This window comes from Neobacillus phoenicis, assembly GCF_047302305.1.
Taxonomy (GTDB): Bacteria; Bacillota; Bacilli; order Bacillales; family Cytobacillaceae; genus Neobacillus.
The window spans coordinates 934343-961268 of sequence record NZ_CP154847.1; the positions used below are offsets into that span (position 1 = coordinate 934343).

At 40.2% G+C, this 26926-nt stretch carries 27 protein-coding genes and 2 pseudogenes; 16 read left to right on the top strand and 13 right to left on the bottom strand.

Features of this window, described 5'->3' with window-relative positions:
• Positions 1–786 precede the first annotated feature (786 nt).
• On the bottom strand, positions 787–5766 hold the full coding sequence (locus tag AA0X95_RS04935; protein WP_413306030.1) for a DUF4132 domain-containing protein: 4980 nt from the start codon (positions 5764–5766) through the stop codon (positions 787–789).
• An 18-nt stretch (positions 5767–5784) separates the two neighbouring features.
• Positions 5785–6204 carry a hypothetical protein gene (locus AA0X95_RS04940; RefSeq protein WP_413306033.1) on the bottom strand — a complete coding sequence of 140 codons (420 nt, stop codon included), beginning with the start codon at positions 6202–6204 and terminating at the stop codon, positions 5785–5787.
• A gap of 404 nt (positions 6205–6608) precedes the next feature.
• Between AA0X95_RS04940 and AA0X95_RS04945 the strand changes: the two genes are divergently transcribed.
• The 7 genes and pseudogenes from AA0X95_RS04945 (at position 6609) to AA0X95_RS04975 (ending at position 11584) form a co-directional block, all read left to right on the top strand.
• Complete coding sequence (locus AA0X95_RS04945) at positions 6609–6980, top strand: VOC family protein (RefSeq protein WP_413306036.1); 372 nt, start codon at positions 6609–6611, stop codon at positions 6978–6980.
• Between the two features lie 341 nt (positions 6981–7321).
• Entirely contained in the window at positions 7322–7666 is a 345-nt protein-coding gene (locus AA0X95_RS04950) for a GNAT family N-acetyltransferase (RefSeq protein ID WP_413306038.1), read from the top strand.
• A gap of 350 nt (positions 7667–8016) precedes the next feature.
• The gene (locus AA0X95_RS04955; protein WP_413306041.1) at positions 8017–8358 is read left to right on the top strand and encodes a PadR family transcriptional regulator; all 342 of its coding nucleotides are present in this window, start codon (positions 8017–8019) and stop codon (positions 8356–8358) included.
• Between the two features lies 1 nt (position 8359).
• Positions 8360–8896 (top strand): annotated as a pseudogene (locus tag AA0X95_RS04960) (DUF1048 domain-containing protein).
• 148 nt (positions 8897–9044) lie between these two features.
• Positions 9045–9806 (top strand): ABC transporter ATP-binding protein, encoded by a 762-nt coding sequence (locus tag AA0X95_RS04965; RefSeq protein ID WP_413306044.1) that lies wholly within the window; start codon positions 9045–9047, stop codon positions 9804–9806.
• A complete protein-coding gene (locus AA0X95_RS04970) occupies positions 9807–10556 on the top strand; it encodes an ABC transporter permease (protein ID WP_413306047.1) in 750 nt (249 codons plus the stop codon).
• Between the two features lie 257 nt (positions 10557–10813).
• On the top strand, positions 10814–11584 hold the full coding sequence (locus AA0X95_RS04975; protein WP_413306050.1) for a class I SAM-dependent methyltransferase: 771 nt from the start codon (positions 10814–10816) through the stop codon (positions 11582–11584).
• 705 nt (positions 11585–12289) lie between these two features.
• Here the strand turns inward: AA0X95_RS04975 and AA0X95_RS04980 are convergent.
• Positions 12290–12886, bottom strand: a complete 597-nt coding sequence (locus AA0X95_RS04980; RefSeq protein WP_413306052.1) for a class I SAM-dependent methyltransferase — start codon at positions 12884–12886, stop codon at positions 12290–12292.
• Between the two features lie 160 nt (positions 12887–13046).
• Between AA0X95_RS04980 and AA0X95_RS04985 the strand changes: the two genes are divergently transcribed.
• Positions 13047–13265 (top strand): cyclase, encoded by a 219-nt coding sequence (locus tag AA0X95_RS04985; protein ID WP_413306054.1) that lies wholly within the window; start codon positions 13047–13049, stop codon positions 13263–13265.
• A 62-nt stretch (positions 13266–13327) separates the two neighbouring features.
• On the opposite strand, the gene AA0X95_RS04990 is transcribed toward AA0X95_RS04985, so the two are convergent.
• The 4 genes from AA0X95_RS04990 to AA0X95_RS05005 form a co-directional block, all read right to left on the bottom strand.
• Entirely contained in the window at positions 13328–13600 is a 273-nt protein-coding gene (locus AA0X95_RS04990) for a hypothetical protein (RefSeq protein WP_413306056.1), read from the bottom strand.
• Position 13601: 1 nt separating this feature from the next.
• Positions 13602–13991 (bottom strand): SHOCT-like domain-containing protein, encoded by a 390-nt coding sequence (locus tag AA0X95_RS04995; RefSeq protein WP_413306059.1) that lies wholly within the window; start codon positions 13989–13991, stop codon positions 13602–13604.
• On the bottom strand, positions 13992–14366 hold the full coding sequence (locus tag AA0X95_RS05000; protein WP_413306062.1) for a DUF2089 domain-containing protein: 375 nt from the start codon (positions 14364–14366) through the stop codon (positions 13992–13994).
• A gap of 281 nt (positions 14367–14647) precedes the next feature.
• Positions 14648–14911 carry an aspartyl-phosphate phosphatase Spo0E family protein gene (locus AA0X95_RS05005; protein ID WP_413306065.1) on the bottom strand — a complete coding sequence of 88 codons (264 nt, stop codon included), beginning with the start codon at positions 14909–14911 and terminating at the stop codon, positions 14648–14650.
• Between the two features lie 252 nt (positions 14912–15163).
• Between AA0X95_RS05005 and AA0X95_RS05010 the strand changes: the two genes are divergently transcribed.
• Positions 15164–15667 carry a DinB family protein gene (locus AA0X95_RS05010; protein ID WP_413306068.1) on the top strand — a complete coding sequence of 168 codons (504 nt, stop codon included), beginning with the start codon at positions 15164–15166 and terminating at the stop codon, positions 15665–15667.
• Positions 15668–15762: 95 nt separating this feature from the next.
• On the opposite strand, the gene AA0X95_RS05015 is transcribed toward AA0X95_RS05010, so the two are convergent.
• A complete protein-coding gene (locus AA0X95_RS05015) occupies positions 15763–15918 on the bottom strand; it encodes a hypothetical protein (protein WP_413306071.1) in 156 nt (51 codons plus the stop codon).
• A gap of 289 nt (positions 15919–16207) precedes the next feature.
• On the opposite strand from AA0X95_RS05015, the gene AA0X95_RS05020 reads away from it, so the two are divergent.
• Positions 16208–16915, top strand: a complete 708-nt coding sequence (locus AA0X95_RS05020) for a DNA alkylation repair protein (protein ID WP_413306073.1) — start codon at positions 16208–16210, stop codon at positions 16913–16915.
• A 380-nt stretch (positions 16916–17295) separates the two neighbouring features.
• On the opposite strand, the gene AA0X95_RS05025 is transcribed toward AA0X95_RS05020, so the two are convergent.
• Positions 17296–18363: a YeiH family protein gene (locus tag AA0X95_RS05025; RefSeq protein WP_413306075.1), complete on the bottom strand. Its 1068-nt coding sequence runs from the start codon at positions 18361–18363 to the stop codon at positions 17296–17298.
• A 120-nt stretch (positions 18364–18483) separates the two neighbouring features.
• On the opposite strand from AA0X95_RS05025, the gene AA0X95_RS05030 reads away from it, so the two are divergent.
• The 5 genes from AA0X95_RS05030 to AA0X95_RS05050 all read left to right on the top strand — a co-directional run bounded on the left by AA0X95_RS05030 (position 18484) and on the right by AA0X95_RS05050 (position 23451).
• The gene (locus tag AA0X95_RS05030; protein ID WP_413306077.1) at positions 18484–19368 is read left to right on the top strand and encodes a LysR family transcriptional regulator; all 885 of its coding nucleotides are present in this window, start codon (positions 18484–18486) and stop codon (positions 19366–19368) included.
• A 284-nt stretch (positions 19369–19652) separates the two neighbouring features.
• Positions 19653–20603 carry a hydroxyacid dehydrogenase gene (locus AA0X95_RS05035; protein WP_413306079.1) on the top strand — a complete coding sequence of 317 codons (951 nt, stop codon included), beginning with the start codon at positions 19653–19655 and terminating at the stop codon, positions 20601–20603.
• Between the two features lie 190 nt (positions 20604–20793).
• A complete protein-coding gene (locus AA0X95_RS05040) occupies positions 20794–21138 on the top strand; it encodes a UxaA family hydrolase (RefSeq protein ID WP_413306082.1) in 345 nt (114 codons plus the stop codon).
• A 3-nt stretch (positions 21139–21141) separates the two neighbouring features.
• Positions 21142–22299, top strand: coding sequence for a UxaA family hydrolase (locus AA0X95_RS05045; RefSeq protein WP_413306084.1), 1158 nt, complete (start codon positions 21142–21144; stop codon positions 22297–22299).
• A gap of 84 nt (positions 22300–22383) precedes the next feature.
• Positions 22384–23451, top strand: coding sequence for an Ldh family oxidoreductase (locus AA0X95_RS05050; RefSeq protein WP_413306086.1), 1068 nt, complete (start codon positions 22384–22386; stop codon positions 23449–23451).
• 211 nt (positions 23452–23662) lie between these two features.
• On the opposite strand, the gene AA0X95_RS05055 is transcribed toward AA0X95_RS05050, so the two are convergent.
• The 3 genes and pseudogenes from AA0X95_RS05055 to AA0X95_RS05065 all read right to left on the bottom strand — a co-directional run bounded on the left by AA0X95_RS05055 (position 23663) and on the right by AA0X95_RS05065 (position 25206).
• Positions 23663–24037, bottom strand: coding sequence for a VOC family protein (locus AA0X95_RS05055; protein ID WP_413306089.1), 375 nt, complete (start codon positions 24035–24037; stop codon positions 23663–23665).
• Positions 24038–24278: 241 nt separating this feature from the next.
• Entirely contained in the window at positions 24279–24659 is a 381-nt protein-coding gene (locus AA0X95_RS05060) for a PaaI family thioesterase (protein WP_413306091.1), read from the bottom strand.
• A gap of 128 nt (positions 24660–24787) precedes the next feature.
• Positions 24788–25206, bottom strand: a pseudogene (locus AA0X95_RS05065) (GNAT family N-acetyltransferase).
• Positions 25207–25485: 279 nt separating this feature from the next.
• Between AA0X95_RS05065 and AA0X95_RS05070 the strand changes: the two are divergent.
• A complete protein-coding gene (locus tag AA0X95_RS05070; RefSeq protein ID WP_402965673.1) occupies positions 25486–25920 on the top strand; it encodes an OsmC family protein in 435 nt (144 codons plus the stop codon).
• Positions 25921–26172: 252 nt separating this feature from the next.
• On the opposite strand, the gene AA0X95_RS05075 is transcribed toward AA0X95_RS05070, so the two are convergent.
• Positions 26173–26865, bottom strand: a complete 693-nt coding sequence (locus AA0X95_RS05075) for a phosphopantothenoylcysteine decarboxylase (protein WP_413306093.1) — start codon at positions 26863–26865, stop codon at positions 26173–26175.
• Positions 26866–26926 lie beyond the last annotated feature (61 nt).

The window sequence follows — 26926 nt, forward strand, 5'->3', positions numbered from 1 at the left end:
AAGACGCTTCTAGAACACAAGAAAACCACCCTGCACCGTAGGAAGCAAAAGGGTGGTTCTCACAAAAAATTACCTTTAACAACAACCATTCTGCACCGTAGGAAGCAAAAGGGTGGTTCTCACAAAAAATCACCTTTAACAACAACCATTCTGCGCCGTCGCAAGCAAAAGGGTGGCTCAAGAATAACATAAACAACCATAACCCTGACGGTAGCGGTTGCGTGGGAGAAGTGTTAGCGCACTTCTCTCTTTTTATTATATGTCCATTCTAGACAAAATCATACCCATTTAAAAGTGGCTGGAGCTTCGGGGACAGTCCCCCGTCCCGTTTTTTAGTAGTTGGCGAGTAAAATGGGGTTATTGACGAGTAAAGTGTAAAGTTTGACGAGTAAATTAGAAAATAGACGAGTAAATAATAATATTTGACGAGTAAATCATCGAAAGTGACGAGTAAGAAAGGAAATCATATAAAAAGGGTAATTTTAAAGGTACTTCCAGAGGTGATCAACACATTATTTGAAAGGAAGATACTTGAGTCAGGCTAAACGCCTGGTATTTTTTATTTTTCAGTCTCTGTCACCGCACGATTTTTGAAGAACTAAAATCAGTACATCCCTAGTAGAATCTTTCTAGCTTACTAGGAGAAAGACCACGGTAACTTATCTGCTGTCATTTCCTCTTTAAGGAACCTTTTTGAGCCAAGCGAACCGCCCCTGTTTGTTTCGGGCAACAAATTAAGGGACAGTCCCCCATCGCTTTAAAGCGATGGGGGACTGTCCCCAAGTTTCACTTGATCTGCTCTAAAATATAAGGATCCTTAATCTTTTTATCCTCTGCCAGCATAAGAACTTTTGAAACGATTTCAGCAGTTTTTGGGTCTTCGTCCATGAATGGTAGGAAGACGCGGCCTCGATGCTGAGAGTGAACCGGTACAATGAATAAGGTTCCGCTCGCTTGCTTATAGGCATTGGCACTGCCTAAATGAACGGAATATTCCCCCAGACTGCCTTCGATGAGGGCAAAGTTTCCTTCCACTCGGACATTGTCGAGCTTTAACAAGCGGATCGATTCCGAGACAATCGCGCGTCTCATTTCAATCGTCGTTAAGCTTGCTTCTGGATCCACTCCGCCCACATGCGCGACGCTCACCACTAAATCCACATCACGCATCGTTTCAGAGAACAGCAGCTTAGGTACATCCTTTAAGTCGACGCTCTTATACGTATGCCGGTCGAAGAACTCAACAGTCTCTAATGTCGGACTTTCGATATCAGAAGGGGAGAACCAGTCAGCCATCGCATAAACTTTGGCAATCATATTTTCCTTATAAAACACCTTCTGTAGACCTTCTTCATAACTGACGGTCCAATTTCGGCCTTTTAATAGAGCTACAGTCTTCCCAGGCTGTACCTGATGCCCGGCATATCTCATCGATGCCGTGCCTGCAGCAAATTCATCTTGATTCGGAACATACAATTCTCTAAACACCTGTTTGAAAGGCTGCTTTACCCGACGATCAAATAAATCTCGTTGAAAATCGCTCCATAGACCGCTTTCGTACAAATGGACGGGATGGGCAATGAACAGTTCGTCATCGGACTCAATCAGGACATCTTCTCCCGTTACGTTAACCAAACGGCCTTCCGCAAAATAGCCCAACTGTTCCTCTACTTTAAACACTAAACTCTCTAACAAAGGTGAAATCACTGGATTGTTCATCATCTTGGTTAACTCAGCGAGAGTAAAGCTATTCTGGCTCACCATCGAGCGTTCTAGCTCTTGCTTGGCACGCTTATATTGATTGGTGAGGTCCGTCTTAACGGATTTTAACTCCATAACATACTCATGTTTGTTATATTTAGAAGGAATCGATTTTAGCGCTTTACCATTTTTAGAAACATGAATATCCGCTTTTCCACTAGCATCAATCACCAGCTGTAACGTCAAGTCATCGATGTCCTTTGGTTCCAGAAGCGGCTGAATTTCCTCCAGTTTCTTGGCTTCCATTTCCCAAATTAATCGGGTCACATCCTTGTAGCCGGCATTCCGGGCCAGGTTTTCAAGGGCGATCCCAACCGCTTTTGATTCGCTCGCACGTCTAGCAGAACCAAACTTCTTGCTTTCTTGTAAATACGCTTGTAAAAACTCGTAACGGTCTAATACATCTCTCTCATTTTCTGAGTCAATCGGTATGAGACTAACCACCAGTAAATGGTCTTTATTGCGCTTTTCACTGGCTGATTTTTTCATATCGGACAGAGACAATTTCCCTAAGGTCGCATCGGCGAATAATTGTGACCGTCTATGATTGGCGCCGGCTGAAATATACTTTGCAGCATCATATACTACCTTGAACCTTTTTTTGCCTAATTCCTGATAAGCATCCTTAAACCAAGCAATATCAAACGCTCCGTCGTTAAAATCCTCCGGTTTAATCGGTGAATAGTGGGCCACAATCGTTTCTTTTTCCGCAGAAAAACTCTCATTCATATGCGCATGGAAATACCAGGCTGCACTTCGCAGGCCGTCCCATTGCAAGTATTTTGAAACAATCTCAATCCATTGCGGCGCATACATGGCTGCCTCTAGTAAACGTTTATCCACCACCTTTTTCCCTTTTAAAAGTTCCGCCAACATCTCTTCGTTATCGCTGGCTTTCGGGTAGCATACCTTTAGCAAGTGGCTGAACGTTTCCTTTTTAGAGGCTTGGCCATCATAGCTATAAATATAGCCACGGACAAACGATTCCTTTTCTGTTCCTAAAAGGATTTTGACAAAATACTCGATTCCTTCATATTTGCTTATATTTAAGGCAAGCGGTGTGACATCCGTCGGAAGCTCGCCGCGACTTAGTTCGATTTCTAGAATCGTTTCAATCGCACGCTCCTTAATCGGCAGCATCGAAGGATACTTTTTCAAGAGGTCGGATCGTTCATTCGTCAGCTTCCAGTAATGCTGACTGCTTTCTTCCCTAGAGAACAATTCACGATAGACTTCCTCATCATCGATTACATCCGATTCATACGCTCTCGCAAAGTCCTCGATTGACGGGGAGAAGTTCTTATAATTAGACGAGCGATACAAATAATTAATCGCAGAAAAATAGTGTGTAAAGGATGCTTCATCATAAACAAAATCCTCTGTCCAATCCAACCAAGGCTGAACAAGCAGCGACACAAATTTAGATTGATTTTTCTGCTCATCCCCCGGTGTGGCTTTTACCATGGAGTAAAGGATCGGATACAACACGTCAAAGGCTGCTGGCTTCTCGAGGTCCTCAAAATAAGCATCAACGATTTGGAAAACTTGCTGTGCATACTCCGTTTTTTCATTAAAGCTTTCCACCTGCTCGATTTGTTCGATCGAGTAGATGTGGCTTAATAAATCTTTTCTCGTGCTTGTTAGAGCAGGATAATGTTCTCTTTCCCATCGATTCATTTTATTAAAATAATAACGATAGAAATCGTCTCTAGAGAGGAGGAAACGTATTTGAACCAGCTGCTCCGTTGTTATTCCTTTTTCCTGGAAGTATTGTTTCCATATTTCCGATAGAGGCAAACGATCCAAGCTAGCCTGTCCTTCTTCTTCTTCTTCTTCTTTATGGAAGTTGACACGTAAATCACTTCCCAGTAACAAGGTTTCTTTATATCCACCGTAATATTCCACCACATATTCATGATGGCGATGTTCATAAACAAGGTTGGATAGTCCTTGTAAAAATGCAATGACATCCTCTGTAGATAAGGTAAACACATCACGAAGCTGGACGATTGGTAGTTCCTTCAGTGGCACCTCAGCTGCTACCGTTGGGTCGTACAAGCCAAATCCATTTTTCAATCCTTTTACCTCTGTGTTGGAAAATTTATCGATGAAGACTTTTTCTTTTTCCGTAGGATTGGCAATGGTATGGATTTTCCCTTTCAACGAAGCGAATTCCTCTTGTCTCTTAGGATCCTCTTTCAACTCCGTCAGCATCTCTAATGCGCCTAAGCGTTGCAGTTCCTGCTTGCTTGAGATTAAGCGGTCAACTGATTTTTCTAAGCGTTCCTCTTTTAGTAAAAGTAATAGTTGAATCGCCTTCTGCCTTAGGCTTCCTGTCTTCAGCTTGAGAATCGCTTCTACTTTTTCCACTTCGGCATCCGTTAAATCGAGACGGCTTAGCTTGCCCATTGCTGTTTCACGGTTGGTCATACTTTTATCCGAAAGACTATCAAAAAGGAAATCACGCTGGGTTGGATTCGTTACATCTTTGATATAGAAATCTAAAAGGTTTGAGCGGACATCAGGGCCCACCTTATCCTTCAGTTCAATCATTTGGGCAATCCACTCCGGATCCATATCATAGGCAATGAGGTATAAAAGTTTTTCCGCAATCATATCAGTTGTAAGAGAAACCTCATTGTCATGGAACACGCTTGACTGAATCGTTAGTTCTTTTTTCGGAAGGCTTAACAGGATTTCTTTTAAGCGGAAAAATTGTCTGGCCCGTTCGTTCTTGTCCTTTAACGATTCCATTTTTCCTAACTCTAATGTCTTCTCATGCGCCTCGCTTTTATAATTAATGCTATAAGAAAAGTGATAGCCAAGGTTTGCAATCAGATAATATTGAAGCTCACGATCGGTTTCATCTAAGTATTTATGAGCAATGTCATATTTCAAGCCTTCATTTTGACTTTGTGATAAAAAGGACATGGCGACAATTTTTTGATAGTGAGCCCCATGCTCCATCAAATGATAGATTTTGTCCTCGACATCATTTTCTTCATAAACCGCCGTTGCCCATAGACTGATATACAATTGGTCGACATTATTACTAGTAAGCCACTGCTCACGAGCTTGTGCATCTGTCAAGGCTTGGTACACATACTCAATACATTGCTTGGTCACCCGCTTATTGGCCGCTTCTAAATTTAACCCAGTCCAAACGTCAAGTGCTCGGATGACAGAACTGTAACGGATTAAGTCATGGTCGATGATGATTTTTAATAGATAGAGGGTTCCTTCCAACGTTCCTTCATCCATGCTCTCGACAATACTTTGGCGCAGTCCTTCTTGAAGGCTGGCGGCCAGTAATAACTCGCCTACCATTTCATATGCTTTCGGTTGATGGCTATGAAGAATGCCTTCAATCATCCATTTGTCCAGAAGAGCGGTGTTGTTTTCGCCGTAAATGATGTCCTTTAATGCTTGAAAAATTGCCTCGTTACCGCGGTCTAATTCAAACGCGATGTAGTCGCTAATAACATGGTTGTTGGCGTAATCTACTTCCACTTTATGGGTCAAATAATCGGTAATGTTAAATGATTCGCGCGTTAATTCAAGAATGCTAAATAACTTGTTGATTACCACATGAAAATGCCATATTACATTGGACGTCCTGAAGGGTCTGCGGTAATAGCCTTCACTATAGGGATAGTCCGTCGTGGATTCCGCAATATATTGAAAAAGAGCTCCGGGCTCGTCTCCGAGCCATTTGTTGACGACATGGATGAGTGGCTGAAGGGAGAAGGGATGGTTGGCATTTTTCTCTTCAGAACCTATCCACTTCTTGACCGCTTGGACAAGTGGCTTGAAGGAGGATGAGGTTTGATTTTGGCTCAGCAGCTCTACTAAATGGTAAAGTTTATTTTGATTGTCTTTACGTTCATAATAGTCTAATCGGGCTTGTTTGATGATGTGTTGGGCAAGCTCCCGCTCTGTACCGGTTAATACCTTTTCTGCTTTTTCTATGAGGCCTTGATAATAGGTGTGTTTGTCTTGAACCATTTCGGAAATCCCCCTAATCTACCACATTCGTCCTGCTAACATCGTTAGTTTAATCAAAACAAGTTGATCCCCGTCGTTTAATTGAATAGTGGGGCTCGCTACACCTTGTTCCACATCATTGATAAACACTTTGAATAACCCATCTTCAAATGCTTGAAGAGCTGTTTTGATGGCCTCTTCTTCGTTGGCTTTTTGCTCGTTGTAGGAGGCAGCAAATCCTACCTTGCCAACAGCTCCACTTAGTGTGATTTCTTCTTTTGTTAAAAATTGAGTGAGTGGAATGTTTTCCTGTCTTTCATTAAAGGCACGGACGTTCATGGAAACAAGCTCGGATATAAGCTCAACGATCGTCACAGGTTGCTTCGTTAACTGAAGTTCTACCATTTCTATAAACGCTTTACGCTTAGCTAGACTCTTCAAAGTTACGTAAATTTTCATTCGGCATACCTCTTTGTGAGAATATTTCTACACTTATTTTATATGAAGTCGTCGAATAGGGACAGTCCCCCGCTGCTTTAAAGCAGCGGGGGACTGTCCCTAAACCGTTCTAGAATAAATACAGGATGTGGTTGTGTGATTGGCGAGTAAAATGGGGATTCTGACGAGTAAGTTTGTTATTTGACGAGTATAATGAGAATTTTGACGAGTAAATCATGCATTTAGACGAGTAAATCATCTAAAGTGACGAGTAAGTGTAAAAAAACAGTAAAATTTAAATTTTCCGGTGCCTGTAACACCACAGAATTTGTCGAGGTTTTATAAGTGTTGTTTATAACAAATTGTCCATATATACTAGTCGTGAAGAATGTTTTGATTATTAAAAATAGTTAGGTGGAGGAATTATGAAACTAGGTGCGTTCTCTGTAAGTTTAACTGTAAAAGACATTCATGTATCAAAATCATTTTACGAAGATCTAGGATTTCAAGTTTTTGGGGGAGATATAACACAAAATTGGTTAATTATGAAAAACGAAAGTTGTGTAATTGGCCTTTTCCAAGGGATGTTTGAAAATAACATTTTGACGTTTAATCCAGGGTGGAATCAAAATGCCGAGAATCTCGAATCGTTTACAGACATTCGAGAAATGCAAAAGCAGCTGAAAGATAAAGGAATACAACTTTTGTCTGAAGCTGATGTAACAACCAATGGCCCGGCAAGTTTCACCATTAAAGATCCTGACGGGAATCTTATTCTAGTAGATCAACACGTATGACCAAAGAAGACCAGGTGGGAAGACCAGGGGGGACAGTTCTAGCGGCACTTTGATGATAGGGACAGTTCTTGTGGTCTTGGTAAAAGCCAGGATACCCGTCCATGTGGTTGTCAGCTGCGCGTTTCATTTGATAAAAATGAAAGGCCCGAATAAGGATCGTAACAGCTGCGGTCCTTTTTTCTATTTAAGTAACGGGGAGGCTAGTATAAGAAAAGAAGCCTCTGAAAATGTGAAGATCATAGGAGGAAAAGATGATTATAAAGGAAATGAGTGTAGAAGATATATCACAACTTGAGCAATCATATAGACAATTTTAGGGAGAAGAATCTTGTATTAAAACCATGAGTAAGCAGTTTAATAAACTTCACAAAAACAATTCCCACATATTTATCAGTGCCTTTGAAAATGAAAAACTAATCGGCTCTGTTATGGGCGTAATATGTGAAGAACTATATGGAGATTGCAAGCCTTTTTTAGTCCTTGAAAACATGGTAGTTGATAAAAATTATAGGAACTCAGGAGTAGGAAAAGCATTAATAACAGAACTTGAGAGAATTGCAACCCAGAGAGGCTGCTCACAAGTGGTATTTGTAACAGAACGGGATAGGATTGACGCTATAAAGTTCTATGAGTCAGCAGGATATAGTTCTCAAACCCTTATTGGGTTTAAAAAAAAGCTCAATTAAGCAAAGATGTACGAGAGATTAAGAAGAATCGTAACGGCTTCTTCCTAATTTCTTATTGAAGTAACGGGGCAGTTTAATTTAAGTGAATTTCTTCACAAATCTATTGAAATTATTTAGATCTTCTTAAGAATAATCACTTGTCTATTTAGCAGTCTAAGCTGTCACATTTGATAAAAACACCTTTGAAGCCGTAAAAACGGGCTTTTTTGACGAAAAGTTTTATTGACAAGTGATGCTATTTGGTAATACTATATAGTAGTAGTCAGTAACACTGAATATTGGTAACACAAAATACTTGTGATACAGAGTACTGAAAAAAATATAAGTAAAATATAAATGGAGGTAAAACATTGGAAAATATCACGGAAATGCTGAAAGGGGTGCTTGAGGGGTGTGTGCTTGAAATCATCAGCCGTGGCGAAACTTACGGATATGAAATCACGCAACAGCTGCGAGAACTTGGCTTCACTGATGTGGTTGAAGGCACAGTTTATACGATTACCATGAGGCTTGAAAAAAACAATCTGGTGGACATCGAGAAAAAACCATCCACTATGGGACCGCCGAGAAAATTTTATACCCTCAACGCAGCAGGTCAAGAACAGCTTGAATTATTTTGGAAAAAATGGAATTTTATCTCAAGTAAAATTAACGAACTTAAAACTAAAATAAAATTAAAAGGAGAGAAGTAAAATGAGTTTTTTTGAAAAAATTATCGGAAGTCTGGATGACAAGCGGGAATGGAAGGCGATGGAGGCGCGTGCGAAGGCACTTCCAAGTGAGTACAGCAACGCTTACAAAGCTATCCAAAAATATATGTGGACTGCTGGTGGTGGTCCCACCGACTGGAAGGACAGCAGCCGTATCTTTGTCGGCATTCTCGACCTCTTCGAGGAAGGAGCAGCGGAAGACAAGAAAGTCACTGACCTTACGGGCGAGGACGTAGCTGCTTTCTGTGACGATCTAGTAAAGGACGAGAAAACCTGGAGGGACAAATATCGCAAGAAGCTGAACGATACGATTGGTCGTGGCTAACCGCGAAATCCTAGTGGATTTCTGCCTAGCATCGACACTAACGCCGCAAACAGTTACTAGGGACGACTTGGCTTCCTTTGCCGACGAACTAGTGGCAAACGCTAAAACCTATGTCGACAAGTATGTGAAGATTTGAATCAGAGTATTATGAAGCGATTGGAAAAAAAAGTAAATTCAATAAATCATTCCTACTGAATAGCTGGTTACAAATGTAATGTGTCACCTTCACTATTCAGTTATATTTTTAACCTGGTAGTAAGTAATACAGATTATCGGTAAGACTGAGTAGGGGAGTATAGGCAATCTAGCGCCTTGCTGCGCTTTTTATAAGGAGGAAAAACGTATGAGCAATGCAGCGATTACTGTAAAAGGGTTAAAAAAATCCTTTAAAGATAAGGAAGTCTTAAAGGGGGTGGAGTTTGAGGTGCGGCGTGGCGAAATTTTCGCACTGCTGGGCTCAAATGGAGCGGGTAAGACGACGACGGTCAACATCCTCTCGACACTGATGAAGCCCGATGGCGGCGAGGTGGAAATTTGCGGCTTTGACATCCAGCGTCAACCGGATCATGTTCGCCAAAGCATCAGCCTGACAGGGCAGTTCGCTGCTTTAGACGGCATGCTTACAGGAAGGGAAAACCTGATGATGATCGCCAAGTTGCGGGGAGTTTCCAATCCCGCTCAAGTCGCCGATAATCTGCTTGCAAGATTCAGCCTGACCGATGCGGCCAACCGCCGGGCAGACCAGTATTCAGGCGGGATGAAGCGCCGGCTTGACATCGCCATGAGCCTGATAGGGACGCCAGCAGTTATTTTTCTCGATGAACCGACCACAGGGCTTGACCCCGAAGCGCGGATTGAAGTTTGGGCTTTCGTCAAGGAGCTTGCCGATGGAGGCACGACCATCTTGCTGACGACCCAGTACCTGGAGGAAGCCGAACAACTGGCAGACCGTATTGCCATCCTGCATGGTGGAAAAATCATCACGACCGGTACCCTTACTGAACTCAAGGAGATGTTCCCGCCAGCGAAAGTGGAGTACATCGAGAAGCAGCCGACATTGGAGGAAATTTTCCTGGCGATCATCGGCAAAAAGGAGGAGATGTAAATGAAAAGTAAAACAGGGGTATTACTAGGACGTTTAATGCGCAACATCATGCGCAGCCCGGATACGATTATCACTGTGGCGATTACGCCAATTATGATGCTGCTGCTATTTGTTTACGTATTTGGCGGCGCCATAGAGACGGGCACGGACAACTACGTCAATTATTTATTGCCGGGAATCTTGCTGATGGCTGTTCTCTCCGGCGTCGCTTACACTTCCTTGCGGCTGTTTAACGATGTAAAGAGCGGGTTGATGGCGCGTTTCATTACCATGCCCATCAAGCGCTCATCAATATTGTGGGCTCACGTGTTGACCTCGCTTGTTTCCAATGCACTTACTGTCGTAGTGGTTATCCTCGTTGCCCTTTTGATGGGCTTCCGTTCCAACGCTGATATCCTGGATTGGCTCGAGGTAGCTGGGATACTCGGACTTTTTACTCTGGCGCTGACATGGCTGGCGGTCATTCCCGGATTAACAGCGGGGTCTATGGAAGGGGCGACAGCCTACTCGTACCCACTGATTTTCCTGCCGTTTATAAGTTCGGCCTTTGTCCCCACCGAAACCATGCCCAAAATTGTCCGTGCATTCGCTGAGAACCAGCCTGTGACTTCAATCGTGAATGCGATTCGTGCCCTCTTGTATGAAGGGTCTGTCGGCAACGATATCTGGATTGCGCTTGCCTGGTGCGTCGGTATCATGGTCATCGCTTACTTCTTCGCCAGTAAACAATTTAAACGCCAGTTAGGGTAAGTACACCAGTATGGGATTAGCCAAATCAATAGTCTAGCCGATCCGATAAATGTATTTGCTACACATGGAAGGCTGCTTACATGCGGTGCAACCATCGATGAAATCATGGAAACCCTTGGTCAAGGGGACGGTTCTGGTGGTTCTGGTCCCCTATTAATACCTTTTTTGAAATATAACCAGCACCTTAACAAGGATTATTAATTTCCTTTATAATTATAACAAACAAAAAAATAGATTATTTAAGGACGGCTGATCACGTGAAGACAAAAGCTAAATATCAAACTTGGATTCGAGTTTACAAACTTCTCATTTTTGCAGGTATTTCACTCATTCTTCTCTTGGTACCATTCCTACCTGTTCATTTGTATCTGCGGGTACTGTCAGGGATTTTAGCAGTGCCTTTTATTTATATAGCATTTATCCTTTCCTATTCTGTTTACCAATTCGCAGCATTTGGGGGGAATTATCAGTCAAAAATACATGATTTGATTGTTGCGAAGGTGAATGGGGTTGGGAAAGGAAAAATATTAGAAATAGGAACAGGCAGTGGTTCACTGATTATTAAACTAGCAAAGACTTTTCCAAATTCCTTTTTAACAGGAATTGATTATTGGGGCGGGAATTGGGAATATTCGAAAGCTCAGTGCCAACAGAATGCTGAAATAGAAGGGGTATCTGAGCGGATTGATTTTCTGAAAGCAAGTGCTGCAGAACTCCCATTTAATGATAATGAATTTGATATCATTGTAAGTTGTCTCACATTTCATGAAGTAAAAGATAGAAGAAATAAAACGGAAGTAATGATTGAGGCATTACGAGTGTTAAAACCTGGTGGTGAATTTGTCTTTTTAGATTTGTTTATGGATGAAAAAATATTTGGTGATGAAAAAGAGCTCTTACATGTCTTAAAGGAACACGATGTATCTGAATTGAATAGCTACAAGCTTGCTGAAGTAATGAAATTGCCAAAGCTCTTATTGAACAAAAAAGTACTAGGAAATGCAATGATTTTGAGTGGAAGGAAATAGGGGAGGGTTCTGGTGGCCCCTTGATCATAGGGACAGTTCTTGTGGTCTTGGTTAAAGCCAGGAGAACCGTCCCTATGGATCCATAACTTAGTGCTTAGACGAATAAACAACGAGAATTGTTTCATAAAGTTTTATAAATGATGGGAATGGGGGACTGTGAATAGTTCATCCTGTAAGGGAAAAGCAAATTTAGGAATGGAGAATTCAGAAAGGTCGCTCATAATTTCTATAACCTTTTCGTATATAAATACGTATACGTATATTTAAAGGCGGTGGAAGTGATGAGTTTCGCTTCATGGTTTGCTATAGGGATTGGGGTAGCAGTTGCAATAGGTCTATTTAGTAGAAAATCAAAAAAGAAGAAATAATTTGTTTTAGGCGGAAACTTACAAAATAAAAGAAGATTAATGGAGGAGTCGGTGTAGTTTAGTGGTTGGCGAGTAAAGTGGGGTTATTGACGAGTAAAGTATGATATTTGACGAGTAAAATAGAAAATAGACGAGTAAATCCTATTTTTGACGAGTATTTCATCAAAAGTGACGAATAATAAAGGAAAACATATAAAAAAGGTAATTTCAAAGGTACTTCAAGAGGTAATCAACACATAATTTAAAAGGAAAATACTTGAGCCAGGCTAAACACCTGGCTTCTTGGTTGTTTGCGGTATATATTTCACTTTTTTAGATCATGTGTGAACTAAGGAAATCATTTTATACTACTGGATCTAAACATGGAGGCATCTTGATTCATAAAAATACGCTGACCATGATAGAAAGTCCTCATTTCTATTGATTTAAATCCAACTTCGGATAAACTGTTTTTCAGTCCTTCATGCGAAAAACCGTTATGAACTTTCGGATGATTTATTTTATCGTTTTTGTCAAAATCAATAATAATGAGCTTGCCACCATCATTTAAAATGTTGAACAGTTCTTGTAGAATTTTTTTAGTATCCGGAATATGAAGGAGGACTAGTGACATTAAAACGATGTCTGCCTTCAGTTCAGGCGTTCCTTGAGTGAAATCAGAATAAAGCACTTTTGCGTTGGTTATTCCTTTGTGGGAAATTTTAGCTTTCGCGACCTCCAACATTTGTTCTGATGAATCTACCAACAAAATAGAATCTACTAAATCTGTTAATTCCAAACTAACTAGGCCAGTACCACTTCCATAGTCCATTAAAGATTTTGATTTACTATTTAGTAATTCAGATCTTACTTCCTTCACAATCACTTTAGCTAATTCCATTCTTTCTTCTGTATCATATCGTTTTGCCATCTCTTCAAACACGTTATTTTCCATATTCACTCCCCAATTTATTTAAAAGGCTGTATTGTGGTCATTATAGCAAAAATCTTTTTGTGTTAGTTGACTTACTTAAGAATTGGAGGATGGACGGTATTTATTTTTTAAAATCCGAATATATATAGAACTCTAAAACTAAGGTTAAGGTGGATTCGAAATGAGCAAAAGAGTTCTATTCGACTTTGAAATTGAATTTACGAATGGTGGGGGAATTCAAGGGCAAGAATTCCGTCTTGATATTGATGGAGAGGATATTTCTGACGAAGATTTAGCTAGGTATATTGTAGAAGATATGAGGTTGCTAATGGTTGGTAAAGTAAGGATTCTTAAAAAGAAGATAATAAATGAAAAACATAAACGACGACCAGCTGACTAAAGTTTGGTGAAACGTACCAATAGCAGAGAAAAAGCACAAATCCAGTACGGAGGAATTGTGCTTTATAACCTAATAGATACCTCTGTTCCGTCTTTAAGGCTTGTTTCAAGCAGCAGGAGACCTTTGTGCTCTGAAAGTTCCCTAAGCAAAGGCTTCAAATCATTCTTGTTTATAGAAGGAATTTGAAATTTGTTCTTTGCTTTTTTTTCAATTGCACGATTTACATGCACAAGAATTCGCTTGGAAGTGAGGATCCCAATAGATAGATGTAAAAAAGCATACGGGACGGGAATAATAAATCGTTTGGCTTTTACTTTAATTTTTATCTTCATCATATTACTCAATAATAACTAGTACTTTGTCACCTTTGGCTGAGGTAACATCTACAATTTGTCCGTCCAATTCATTTTCAATCGCTTCCATTAAAAGTTCAACGTCGATATCCTTTACATACTTTTCTGATTCGGGAATCATTTTAGCAATATTTGTTCCTACCTTTAAAACAGCTTTTATGAGTTTTATTGGCAGATTAACATTTACATTGTCACCTTCTTCAGAAGTAACACGGATTTTTAGCATTTTGTTTAAGTAGGTGGGTGAGGTCCGTTTAGTTAGAACGACCTGATTCTCCTTTCCTTGCAGTACTTCGATTAATTCAGCAGCCTTCTCTTTGTTCAACTTTCCTTCTTCCACCATGGTTAAAACTCTTGAAATTTCGTCACTCATTTAGGATTCCTCCTCATTTAATATGCCAATCGCTTCTTCGGCGGTTATTTCGCCTTTTTCCAGCATTGATATGACTTTCTTTCGATCCACTTTTTCAACCTTCTTAGTGGTGGAATATCCAAGGGAAGAGATAATGTCATCTAATTTCCCACGTACGGTCGGATAGGATACTCCAAGTTCTTTTTCAACTTCTTTAATATTTCCACGACACTTTAGAAAAGTTTCTATAAAACCAAGCTGCTCCTTGCTAAGTGTTGCAAAATTAGAGAGTTCAAATTCATTTTCAATTGTGGTATGACAATGAGTACAATGCAGCTTTGTAATTTTTAATTGCTTACTACAAACGGGACAATCTGAAATAAGAGGATATGCCATAATTCTCTCCTTCCTTATTTATAATTAAATAATACATCAGTTTATTTGAAAAATAAATATTTAAATTAAAAAATATAAATTTTAAACTTATAAAAATAAATATATTTAATTTATATATTAAATAATTTGATTGAAAAGGGCCAAAGGGGGGCCAAGGGGACGGTTCTGGTGGTTTTTTCTATTTCGTGATTTCTAAAAAAGCCAGGAGAACCGTCCCTGTGGTTTTACCCCTTTAGTCAAAAAAAGAGTGACTAAATCAGCCACTCCACAACATTTCCACATTAAGGTATAGTAAAAAAATAACTGTAACCTCTAAGTAAAGACTTAAAAATAGTTTTATGTATATTTAGTAATAATTCATGATAGATTTCCATAGGATTTGTTTGTTTAGTTTCATTTAAAACATTATTATACTCGTTAAGTAGGCTATCAAGTTCTTGGCTACAATTGATTGTCTCATGACATAACAATCCTTTATCCATTCCTAACTTAATCATTTCTTCTCTTTTCTTCTTTATAGCCAATTCCAATTCAGCTGGTTTCATTTGGGACTCACACCTCGTGGAATTTTTATCCATGGTATATTAGCTAATCTAATGAGGTAACTTGGATATAAAAAGTATTCTATCATTTTCTGACCAAAGAAAAATAGATTCGACAAAACGATATAAAAACAGACAAAAAACTACTTAAGTTCAGTAATTGAACACCGCTAAAAGCCAGTTGTCTGTTTCTTTTTAGCATATTTTAATATCTAAATTAAAATATAATTGAATTAATTTGTGGAGGTATTTTTTATGTACGTAACAATTTCAGACTTTATTAAAGAATGGGATAAAGAGGCAGTGCTAACTCAAAAGGTTTTGGATGGTTTGACAGACGCCTCCTTGACACAACAGGTTTATCCAGAGGGACGTACTTTAGGGAGAATTGCGTGGCATTTCACAACAAATATTCCTGATTATTTATCTCATTTCGGATTAATAATGGATAAAGTTGAAAATACAGAAAATGTCCCAACTTCAGCTAAAGAAATTGCAGAAACATTTAAAAAGGTAAGTGATGAAGCATCTCAAGCGATTGAACAACAGTGGACAGATTCCTCTTTGAGCCAATTACAAAAGGCATTTGGAAGAGAAGAAACAAATGCTCAAATTTTGATGGGACTAATCAAACACATTGTTCATCATCGTGGCCAATTAACCATTCTTATTCGGCAAGCAGGATTGAAACCTTTTGGAGTCTATGGACCACCAAAAGAAGATTGGAGCCATTTAGGTGTCCAAAATCCACCACTTTAGGAAGACCAAGGGGACGGTTCTTGGGACAATGGTGAGGACTTTTTGCCTCTAGAATGTTTTCGGTGGTGACCATGAGAATCGTCCAGTTGGCTACACTATTTTTTATCCCAAACAACTAACATCAATGTGGCTAGTGGACCTAATAGTAAGGATAGAAAAAACCAATTTAGTCCACTCCTGTTCTTGCCTTGGGCTAACCCGGCATTTATTAAAGCTAAGGTGCCCCAGCTAACATAATACTGATCATTCATTTTAAGACCCACTTCCTATCATCAGTTTTTGTTATTTTTACATGATTCTTCTGTTTAAGTTGTTCCTATAGCTTATTCTATTCGCGACTTCTATTAACCTGCTTCGGCTCTAGTGGTCCTTGGGTTTAGAGAAATATCCGAATGGGGTGAAACGAACGAGTGTGAGACCAGGGGGATGGTTATGGTGGTTTATTTCTCCTTTGAGGTGCTATAATGTGTGCCATAGGAAGGGTCACTATGGCAATTCCATTGAAGTGGGGATGATTATTGAGGAAGGAAGTGCACAGCGATGGATTTCGAAACGGTTATGCAGGAACTAGAAGCGCTCGGCAAGGAGCGAAGTAAGAAGATGTACATAAGCAATGGGGCGCACGAACCGGTTTTTGGTGTGGCTACAGGTGCAATGAAGCCGATGGCAAAGAAAATCAAGAAAAATCAGCCTCTGGCCGAGCAGCTTTACGCCACTGGTAACTACGATGCTATGTATTTTGCGGGCGTCATTGCGGACCCAAAGGCGATGACGGAGGCGGATTTCGATCGTTGGATTGATGCGGCGTATTTTTATATGCTGTCTGATTATGTGGTTGCCGTTACTTTAGCAGAAAGCGATTTGGCACAAGCGGTTGCAGATAAGTGGATTGCAAGCGGGGAAGAACTTCGTATGTCGGCAGGCTGGAGCTGTTACTGCTGGCTTTTGGGTAATCGCAAGGACCACGAGTTTGATGCAAACAAGCTTGCAGGTATGTTGGATCAGGTGGAAAAAACGATACACGATGCTCCTGAGCGAACGAAATCCGCTATGAATAATTTTATCTACACTGTCGCGATTTCCTTTGTGCCGCTCCATGAGAAAGCGGTTGAAACTGCAAAGGCAGTGGGCACTGTCGAAATGAAGCGAGACAACAAAAAAAGCAGCATCCTGAATGCTTCCGAAATTATTCAAAAGGGAATCGATCAAGGGAGACTTGGTTTTAAACGTAAATATGTAAGGTGTTAGTGGAAGAAGAAGAAGTTTGGGGACAGTCCCCCGACGCTTTAAAGCGCCGGGGGACTGTCCCCATTTTAAATTGTTGCCCCTCAGAGTCGAGGCTTGGCGAGTAATATGTGGAAAGTGACGAGTAAATTGGATAAAGTGACGAGTAATTGCTTAAATAGACGAGTAAAATCCAATTTAGACGAGTAAATGGAGCAAACTGACGAGTAAGAAGAAATTCCTCCATATTCTATCTATGTCTATTAGGTTTCGTAACCCAAATATCGCTCATTTTTCTTCATTGGATGTATTTCAATCTGGATATTCAGCAAAAATGATTCCAAAAGCAAAGAAAATGGTCCTCAAGCTTCGATTTAATCGAAAACTGAGAACCACCTTTATGCCTATAATATAAAGAAGGTAATTACCGACAGAAAGATTGATGTGATCAGCATGGCGATTAGTGGTCTAAATGCTTTTGTTCGGAGGTCACGAAGGCTTACGTTTAGGCCCAGTCCGACCATGGCTGATGTGAGGATAAAGGTGGTTGCGGTAGAGATGCCGTCTAGTACGGGTGCTGGGACTGGTACCCATGAACCAACCGCATAACTCCCGAACAAACTCATGAGAATGAACCCCACCAAAAACCACGGAAAATCAACCTTTGTTTCTCCTGCCGCATCTGCACTTTTTCGTTTCATCCAATACATCAAAATAAAGCATAATGGTACCAGCAGCAGAACGCGTCCTAGTTTAGCCAAGAGTGCCATGGCTAATCCATCGGGACCCGCAGGCGCACCGGCCAAGGCTACATGGGCAATTTCATGAAGGCTGCTACCGCTCCAGATCCCGTAATCCACAGCGGATAAGGGAAGAAGCGGGCGGATAATCGTATAGATGATGGAAAAAATGGTGCCCACTAGAGCGATGATTCCAACCCCAATCGCCGTATCCTCTTCTTTTGCTTTGATGATGGGCGCTACCGCTGCAATGGCTGCTGCCCCGCATACACCGGTGCCGACTCCCAAAAGTAGCGATAGAGATGAATCCGCTTTCAGTTTTTTACCTAGCCAAACTGTAGTGAGGATCGCAAAGACGATGACTCCCGCATCACGAACCACCAATCCCAAACCTTGGTTCATAATCACATCGACATTTAATTTTAATCCATATAAGATAATCGCAAAACGTAAGAAATATCTCGCTGAAAATTGGATGCCTGCTCGTATTTTTTCAGGATATCCAAAAAATTGCCGGTAAATGATGGCAAGGATAATTGCGCAGACCATGGGTCCGACTCGATTAAAGCCAGGTATGGCGGAAAGGGCAAATCCAGCCGCCGCAATGACAATAGTAAAAGCGATACCGCCTGCCCATAAACCAGCTTTTGATTTTGGCTCCGGCTTTTTTTGTTGCTGTTGCTGACCAGCTATTTCGTGTGAAGATAAGGCTCTCGCTGATTGACTACTCATTCAATCACCCCACAACTTATTTTGTACTTTCATCCTACTCTCGTTTTGTAAATAAGGAAAATAATGATATATAATAGTTATCATAAGTAAATCGATATACATAAAAATGGGGGGGGTACCATGGATCATTATTTAGAGGTGTTTGTAAAGGTTGTGGAAAAGGGGAATTTTTCAAAGGCAGCGGAAGATCTTCACATGACGCAGCCGGCGGTCAGCCAATACATCAAAGTCCTGGAAGAATCGGTTGGAGCGCGGCTCTTGGAACGGAATAATAAATTTGTCCGCCTGAATAAGGCTGGCGAAATTGTTTTTCATCATGCAAAAGAGATTCTTGCCCTTTATTCCAATATGCAGTATTTAATCGATGACCTCACCAATAAAGCGAGCGGCCCGATTGCGATTGGTGCGAGTTACACGTTTGGGGAATATATCCTGCCTCATATTATCGCAAGGCTGCAAGCAACATACCCGCTTATTACACCGACGATTCAGATTCACAATACAAAAGAAATCATTGATCTTGTGCAAACCCATCAATTAGATATCGGTATCATTGAAGGGCATATCGACGAAAAAGTAGCAAATGTAGAGGTTGTTTCTGAGGATAAAATGGTCGTTGTCGCTTCTTCGCAACATCCTTTGTTGAAAGAGGGGCGTAAAAGAAACATAGCAGAGCTGGGGGAGGAAACCTGGATTTTACGAGAGAAGGGTTCAGGCACGAGGGAAGCGGCCGAGCATCTTTTTCAAGAGTTGGATTTTACCCCTAAGAAAGTGATGGAGTTCGGTAGTACACAGGTCATCAAGGAATCGGTGGAGGCGGGTCTAGGAATCAGCTTACTTTCCCAATGGGCCATTAAAAAAGAACTGATGTATAGTTATCTGGATATCGTTGATGTGGAAGGCTTGCCATTTAAAAGGAATTTCTCCATCCTAACGCACTCGCCATACCAAACGAAGGCGTTACAACAATTTATTGAGACATTGCGGGTGTACTTGGGGGATTAATGGGGGACAGTCCCCCACTGCTTTACAGCGGTGAAGAGTGTTATTATGATTCGCCTCTAAAATAAAAGCTCTATTCGTAAAACTTCGGACAGAGTAGCACCAATCAATAGCAACATTGTCAGAAGCTGTGGGACCTCTAAAAATATAATACTCTCTTTTTGAAAACAGCCAAAATGCCCCCTTCCTATAAGCCAATAATCTATTGACCAAACCAGCCGCGGGTGATTTAATATAATTAAAGTGGTTGGGTCACTGAGCCGTAAACAAAGGAGGGAAATCAATTTATGAAAGCCTTGATCACCGAATTAATTTGGAATGAAGGAATTGAGGAACTGGTTCGCCAAGGGTTTGAAGTCCACTATGATGAGAGTCTATGGAACAATCGCGCGAAGCTGCTCCATCTAGTCAAAGAATATGATGCAATTATTGTTCGGAATCAAACCAAAGTGAATCAGGAATTACTAGATGCCGGAACCCGCTTGAAGGTAGTCGGCCGCTTGGGTGTTGGTATGGATAACATTGATATTCCAGCCGCGAAAGCAAGAGGTATTCAAGTCGTATATGGCCGTCATGCCAATGCCACGTCTGTTGCCGAATATGTGCTGTCGGCCATGTTAAGTGCGAACCGACCGCTCTATCTTGCAGATGCAGATATCCGAACCGGCAATTGGAACCGCAAAAGGTTTACGGGCGGCGAAATCGCCAACAAAACACTTGGATTAATTGGCTTAGGGGAAATCTCGCATCGTGTAGCGAAGCGGGCACTTGCTTTTGGCATGAAGGTCATTGGCTATGATCCATTTGTCACCGAGTACGACCACATCGTTTCAGAAACCGGAATCCAGCTAAAAGACTCTTTAGATGACGTACTAACCATGTCCGATTTCATCTCCCTACATGTTCCGTTAACACCTCAGACGCACTATTTAATCTCCGAATTCGAATTGAGAAAGATGAAACCGACGGCATATATCATCAATACCTCTAGAGGAGGCATCATTCATGAACCGGCACTGGCAGCTGCATTAAATAGCCAAACAATTGCCGGGGCCTACCTAGATGTCCTGGAAGTAGAACCAATCTCACAAACTAATCAACTCTTATCCTGCGAAACTGCGACAATCACACCTCATATTGCAGGACTCACCGATGAATCTCAGATCAGAACCTCATTATTAGTTGCAAAGGAAGTAATAAAAGTTGTCAATGGGGAACGCTCCTTGTGCACCGTCTAAACGAATTTTTAACAGGTAGGTAGCTCTTCTTAAGCGTCTAAACAAAATATTTAGAAAATTAAAATATTATTGTTGACTAACCAGTTATTGGGTGTTTTAATAAGGATATAGAAATTGGTTGGGTCACTCAACCACAATCACCAACCGCAACAATCAAAACCACAAACACAACCAAAAAGGAGGCTTTCAAATGAGTAACAATAGTCAAGCAAATACTCTCACGGAACAACAGCCAGCGACGGCCGGAAATGTAAGCACTCACAAGTTTTTAATCCATCATCGCGGCGATCATGTAGGAGTGGCTACCACTCCCATCCAAAAAGGAGAAAAAGTAATCGGGATTTATATGGATGATAATTCCGATGTAGTAGTAGTGGCTAAAGGGGACATTCCTTTAGGACACAAAATCTCATTAGTGAATTTAGAAGCAGGAGAACCAGTTCTAAAGTATGGAGTTCAAGTTGGTTTAACAACAGAAAAGTGGGAAATTGGCGATTACGTTCATACCCACAATATTAAAACGGCGAGGTGGTAGAAGATGGGTCAACAGCTTTTTGGATATCGCAGAGAAAATGGTAAGGTTGGCATTCGGAATCACGTGATTATTTTACCGGTAGATGACATTTCTAACGCAGCTTGTGAAGCTGTTGCAAGACAAGTTCAAGGTACGCTAGCTCTTCCACATGCGTACGGCAGATTACAGTACGGTCCAGACTTGGATTTGCATTTCAGAACGATGATTGGAACGGGGTCCAACCCGAACGTTGCAGCCGTAATCGTCATCGGAATTGAACAAAACTGGACGAAGAAAATCGCTGATGGTATTGCTGAAACTGGTAAACCAGTATCCTATTTTTCTATCGAAGGAAATGGTGATTTCGAAACGATCCGCGCAGCAAGCTGGAAGGCGAAGGAATACGTTCAATGGGCGACTGAACTTCAAAGAGAACCAATTGAATTAAAAGACTTAACCATCAGCATTAAATGTGGTGAATCCGATACAACAACTGGCATGGGCTCTTGTCCAACTGTTTCTCAAGCAGTTGATCGCTTGGTTGATGCTGGTGCGACAGTGTTCTTTGGGGAAACCTCTGAACTAACCGGCGGTGAGCATTTAATCCGCGAGCGTATGGCTACACCGGAACTGCAAGAGAGATTCATGGCCATCTATGATGATTATGTAGGTGAAATTGGATCTAAAGGTGTCGATCTATTAGGATCTCAGCCAACTCAAGGAAATATCGCCGGCGGCTTATCTACCATTGAAGAGAAAGCCTTGGGGAATATCGCAAAAACAGGTACGAAGGAAGTTGTAGGTGTCCTAGACCCTGCCGACAAACCAGAAAATGGACCTGGTCTTTACTTCATGGATACTTCTTCTGCGGCAGCAGAATGTATCACTTTGATGGCTGCAGGGGGAGCGGTTCTTCACCTATTCCCAACTGGCCAAGGTAATATTATTGGTAACCCAATTGAACCAGTTGTGAAGATTACAGCTAATCCAATCACGGCTGCCACGATGAGTGAACACATTGACGTGGACGTGCAAGGTTTGCTTTCCCGTAACATCTCTTTGGAACAAGCAGGGGATCAATTAATGGAAATGATTTGCCGTACCGTTAATGGTCGTCTTACTTGTGCAGAGGCATTAGGCCACCGTGAATTTGTCATGACAAAACTATATCGCAGTGCTTAAAACTCTTCTCCCTACACATAGCTATGCGTAGGGAGTTCCTTTTTGGGGCATTTTTTAATAGAAATTTAGTTGAGGAGTTTACGAATGGGAACCTACAGTGAAGTTAATCTTAAGAGTTTTTGTGAAGACCTGCTAGTAAGAGTGGGAATGAACCAAGAGAATGCCTCAGTGGCTGCAGATTCATTAGTGAAAGCGAACCTGGAAGGTGTGGATAGCCACGGCATCAGCCGGCTTCCCATCTACGTCAAACGGTTCAAGGATCAACGGATTAATGTGAATCCCGAAATTAAACTAACGGAGCAGACCCCATCTGTTTTACTGGTGGATGGAGATAATGGCCTCGGCCATGTGGTGAGTTATCAGGCGATCCAAAAAGGAACAGAAATGGCGAAACAAAGCGGAATCACTGCAATCGCGATAAAAAATAGCAATCATTTTGGTACCGCATCTTATTTTTGCCAGCTGGCCTGTGAGCAAAACCTCGCTTGTATCGGCTTCACCAACTCGCCGCCAGGCATCGCACCATGGGGAGGGAAGAATGCCTTTTTTGGAACCAATCCCATTGCATTTGGTTTTCCAACAGGGAATGACCAGCCCGTAATCATTGACTTATCTACCAGCATTGTCGCTAGAGGGAAAATTATTCTAGCCGCGAAACAGGGAAATTCCATTCCTGATGGGTGGGCGATTGATGAGGATGGTCTTCCTACCAATGATGCGGAAGCGGCATTAAGGGGTTCTGTCCTGCCATTAGGCGGAGCGAAGGGATCCGCTTTAGCTTTAGCGGTAGAAATCTTAACCGGGATTCTTACTGGAGCCGCCTTTGGCCCATATGTTAAAAATATATATAATGAAGCGGAAACGGGGAGCGCCAATGTAGGGCACTTCTTCTTATTGTTGGATATCGAAAAGTTTATGCATCTATCCACCTTTTTCGAGTCGCTCGAACATCTGTTAACAGAGATGAAGGAGGTTCCGAAAGCTCCAGGAACGAATGAAATCAGGTATCCAGGGGAAAGACGAAAAAGGGATCGGGAGCAGCGCCAGTTGGCAGGAATTGATTTGTCGTCCAGTGTGGAAGAGGAGCTCATTAGGCTTGCGGAAGAGTACCGCGTCCCATTTCCAGAGACTCTTTCATTAGAAAAAATATAACAAAAAGGCTGTTTACAAACGTGTTAAAGGCTTCCGTTTTGAGGGGAATTTCTAAAAATTTGTGCCGAAATGACAGTCGTTTTGTCATCATTATTAACATATATAAAAACAAGACTCGCCATAGTATTTGGCGAGTTATTTATATTAGTTATTATGGAATGCTTATTCAACTAACGCACCCGTTATTGCAATAAGGAAATTTATTTTGTTACTACCAGTGTACTTGAAGTTTATTACCATTTGGATCATAAAAGTGGAAATACGAATGACCGTTATCTTCTTGTATATCCTCGACTTTATCTTGATTATTAATTAGGTGTTGACGAAATTCGGATAGTTCTGGGCTTGTAAAGCCAATACTAAAAGCTGATTCATTATTAATTGTAAAGTGGGCAAATGTTTCATCGTCAGTTGGAACTAAGATAAGTAAAAAAGCTCCCTCATTTACTTTAAAAATCGCAAATGGATCGTCAGTAATGTTTAATAACTGAATCCCTAATACATCTCTATACCATTGTGCAGACTGTTCTAAATCTTTTACAGGAATTCTAATATAATGTACTTGCTCAATAAATGATTTACTCATATTTACCTCTCCTTACTTTAATCTGGTATATCAAATAATTCTCTTTTTTGTGTTTCTTTCCTTCCAAATTATTGAATTAACCAGCTTAGTTAGTTCAACAAGAAAAAATGACCGCCGCAGCGATCCATATAAACTCTTGCCCCCGTTCGTAGCAGAAAAAGCCCCTGCCCTGCTCTTTTTAATGTTTAGCGGGTGTATTTATCCTCGAAACGATAAAAGCCCTCTTGGTATTCTTGTGGGCTTACTTTAGGTTTGTGCGAAATAGGATTGCTTTAGATTTAGCTACAATTTCTTGTTTATCGTTATAAATCGAACACTCCGTATGAATTAAAGTTTTGCCCTGTTTTTCAATTTTGGCATTTGCCATCAAGTATGTACCAGTAGCGGGTTTCAAAAAAGAAACATTTAAATCAACGGTTACAGCTTGTTGTATACCATCTTCATTTGCTGGTAACAAGTTTGATACAGCTACATCAGCCAATGAAGAAATGATACCACCATGTATAACCCCTGCACTATTAATGAATAGGTCCTGAACTGGCAATATAATTTGCAAATTATTATCATCAAACTTTTTGTATTTCAAACCTAAAAATTCGTCAAATGGCTGTTTTATAAACATCTCATACACCTCTTATATATTTAATTTAACGCTACATTACATATTCTTTTAAGTTCTTAAACAATCCTGCCCCGTTAGCGGAACAAGAAAAGCGATGCCTTGTAGAAGCATCAGTTGAACAAGAAAAATTACTCTAAATACTCATCACTTAGACTTGGATTTAAATACCTTGCCATTCCAGTTTTCAGCTTTTTTAATCCAAGTTTTCGATAAAATCCTTCATTACCAGTTGTTGATATTAAATGTATACAAGAAACATTACTTAGCTTATCAAGTAAAAACTCCATAATTTTTTTAGCTATTCCTTGCCTTTGAAATCTCGATGAACCACTACATCATAAATTCCTGCATTAAAAACGCCATCTGTAATCCCTCTACCAATCCCAATAATTCTTCCATTGAACTTAACTAAAGCTACGACATTACTTGCTTCGAATACTTGTCTAATTATCTCGTTTGTATGTTTAGTCCACCCAACAGAAGCATAAACTTCCTTCATTTCATCGAGATTTGCATTGGCGAAATCACTATGAATTTCTATATCCATATATACTCCCCCCTATAAATCGCATATCTAAGTTTTTTAAGAATTTACTATATTTTCAGTTTTTCTTCTTCAACTAAACTGCATCTTTTACTTGAATAACGATAATGAAAAAGGACTGCCGAAACAGCAGTCCAATTGTTGTTTTACTAAAGCCACCACGTTACTTTAAGTGCAACCCTTCACAATCTCCTACTAAATTTTGAATGAAGTTTTCTTGTTAACTCACTAGAAAAGTGGGCATTATATATTTGCAAATTATTAATTTTAAGGAGTGATAATATGGCTGATATGAAAATAAATGTGAATGCTTTTTGGGATGGTGGGGTTACAGGAAATGGCACACTTAAAGCGGAGTACCTTGATACAAAAATCGCTATTCCTACATCCTTAGGAGGTAGTGGTAACGGAGCAAATCCAAAAGAGGTTCTCGTTGCCTCTGTAACGACGTGTTATACAGCAACACTTACTTTTGTACTCGAAAGCAGAAAACTGCCTGTGGTGGAACTTACAGTGAACTCAGAGGCAAATATATCTGATAATGAGTTTAAAATTACTCATTATCCTAACATCGTTTTATCTGCAGAAGCAACTGAAGAACAGATTCAATCTGCACAAAGAGCGACAGAAGCAGCAGATAAAGGGTGTGATGTCGGCAATATATTGAAAAAAGCAGATGTTAAAATTGAAGTTCAAGCCAAAGTTACTTCCAAATGATATTATATATCCAAAGATGTAAAACTTCATTTCTTAGACCTACAAATTAATACGGGTCTTTTAAAAATCTCTATTTTCTTATTAAGGTAAAGGTGGCGAAACTGCTGCCTTTTTTAGTGTTGAAAAACTAATACATTAAACAAATCCTCAAAAAAGCCCTTGTTCCACTATCCTGCCACGGTTAGTACAACAAGAAAAAAGACCGCCGTAGCGATCATTCTTAAGCTCAAGCCCCCATTAGTTGAACAAAAATCAATTTAATTTCTCATTATTAAAATGGTTCATTAGTGTGTTAATCAATTGAACTGCTGTATCTTTCTTATTTTTGGTATTTAGCACATCCCCATTTTTTGAAACAATATAATGAATACTAGTATCTATGTTTAAAGAACTTGATGGATTTGCTACAACATAATCTGCATTCCAATACTCCATTCTTTGTAAGGCTCGTTCTATTAAATACTCTCTATCGTTTGAATGTTCGAGTTTAAAACCAACAAGCACAACATCTTTATTAATATTTTTGATATCTAATATTACTTTAGGAGCTTTTTTAAAATGGATAATCGGAGGCTGATCACTAGGAATTTTACCTAAATTATTTAATACATTTCCCTTGTCATCAAATATTTTGTCAACAATCCAGTCAGATATAGCTGCTGTCATTATAACAACTTCAATCTCTTCATTTTCTAATAAGTTTTTCAGTTTTTCTTGTAAATCTTCAATTCCTTCAAATTGGATTGTCATTAGATTTGGGTTTTGTTTAGGTATTTTTGAAAAATAACCATGTAAGAAAATTACTTGTGCATCTATTTTTATAAGTTCTTCTGCTATATAACATCCGATTGTACCTTTTGCCAAGTTTGTATGCCCTCTAACTTGGTCCCATTTTTCTAATGTTCCGCCACTTGTTACTAGTATTTTCTTCCTCTTAAATACCATTATCTAGTTTCTCCTAAACATTAATTATTTGTAAAAAAATACAAGCCTTATATAATTCTAA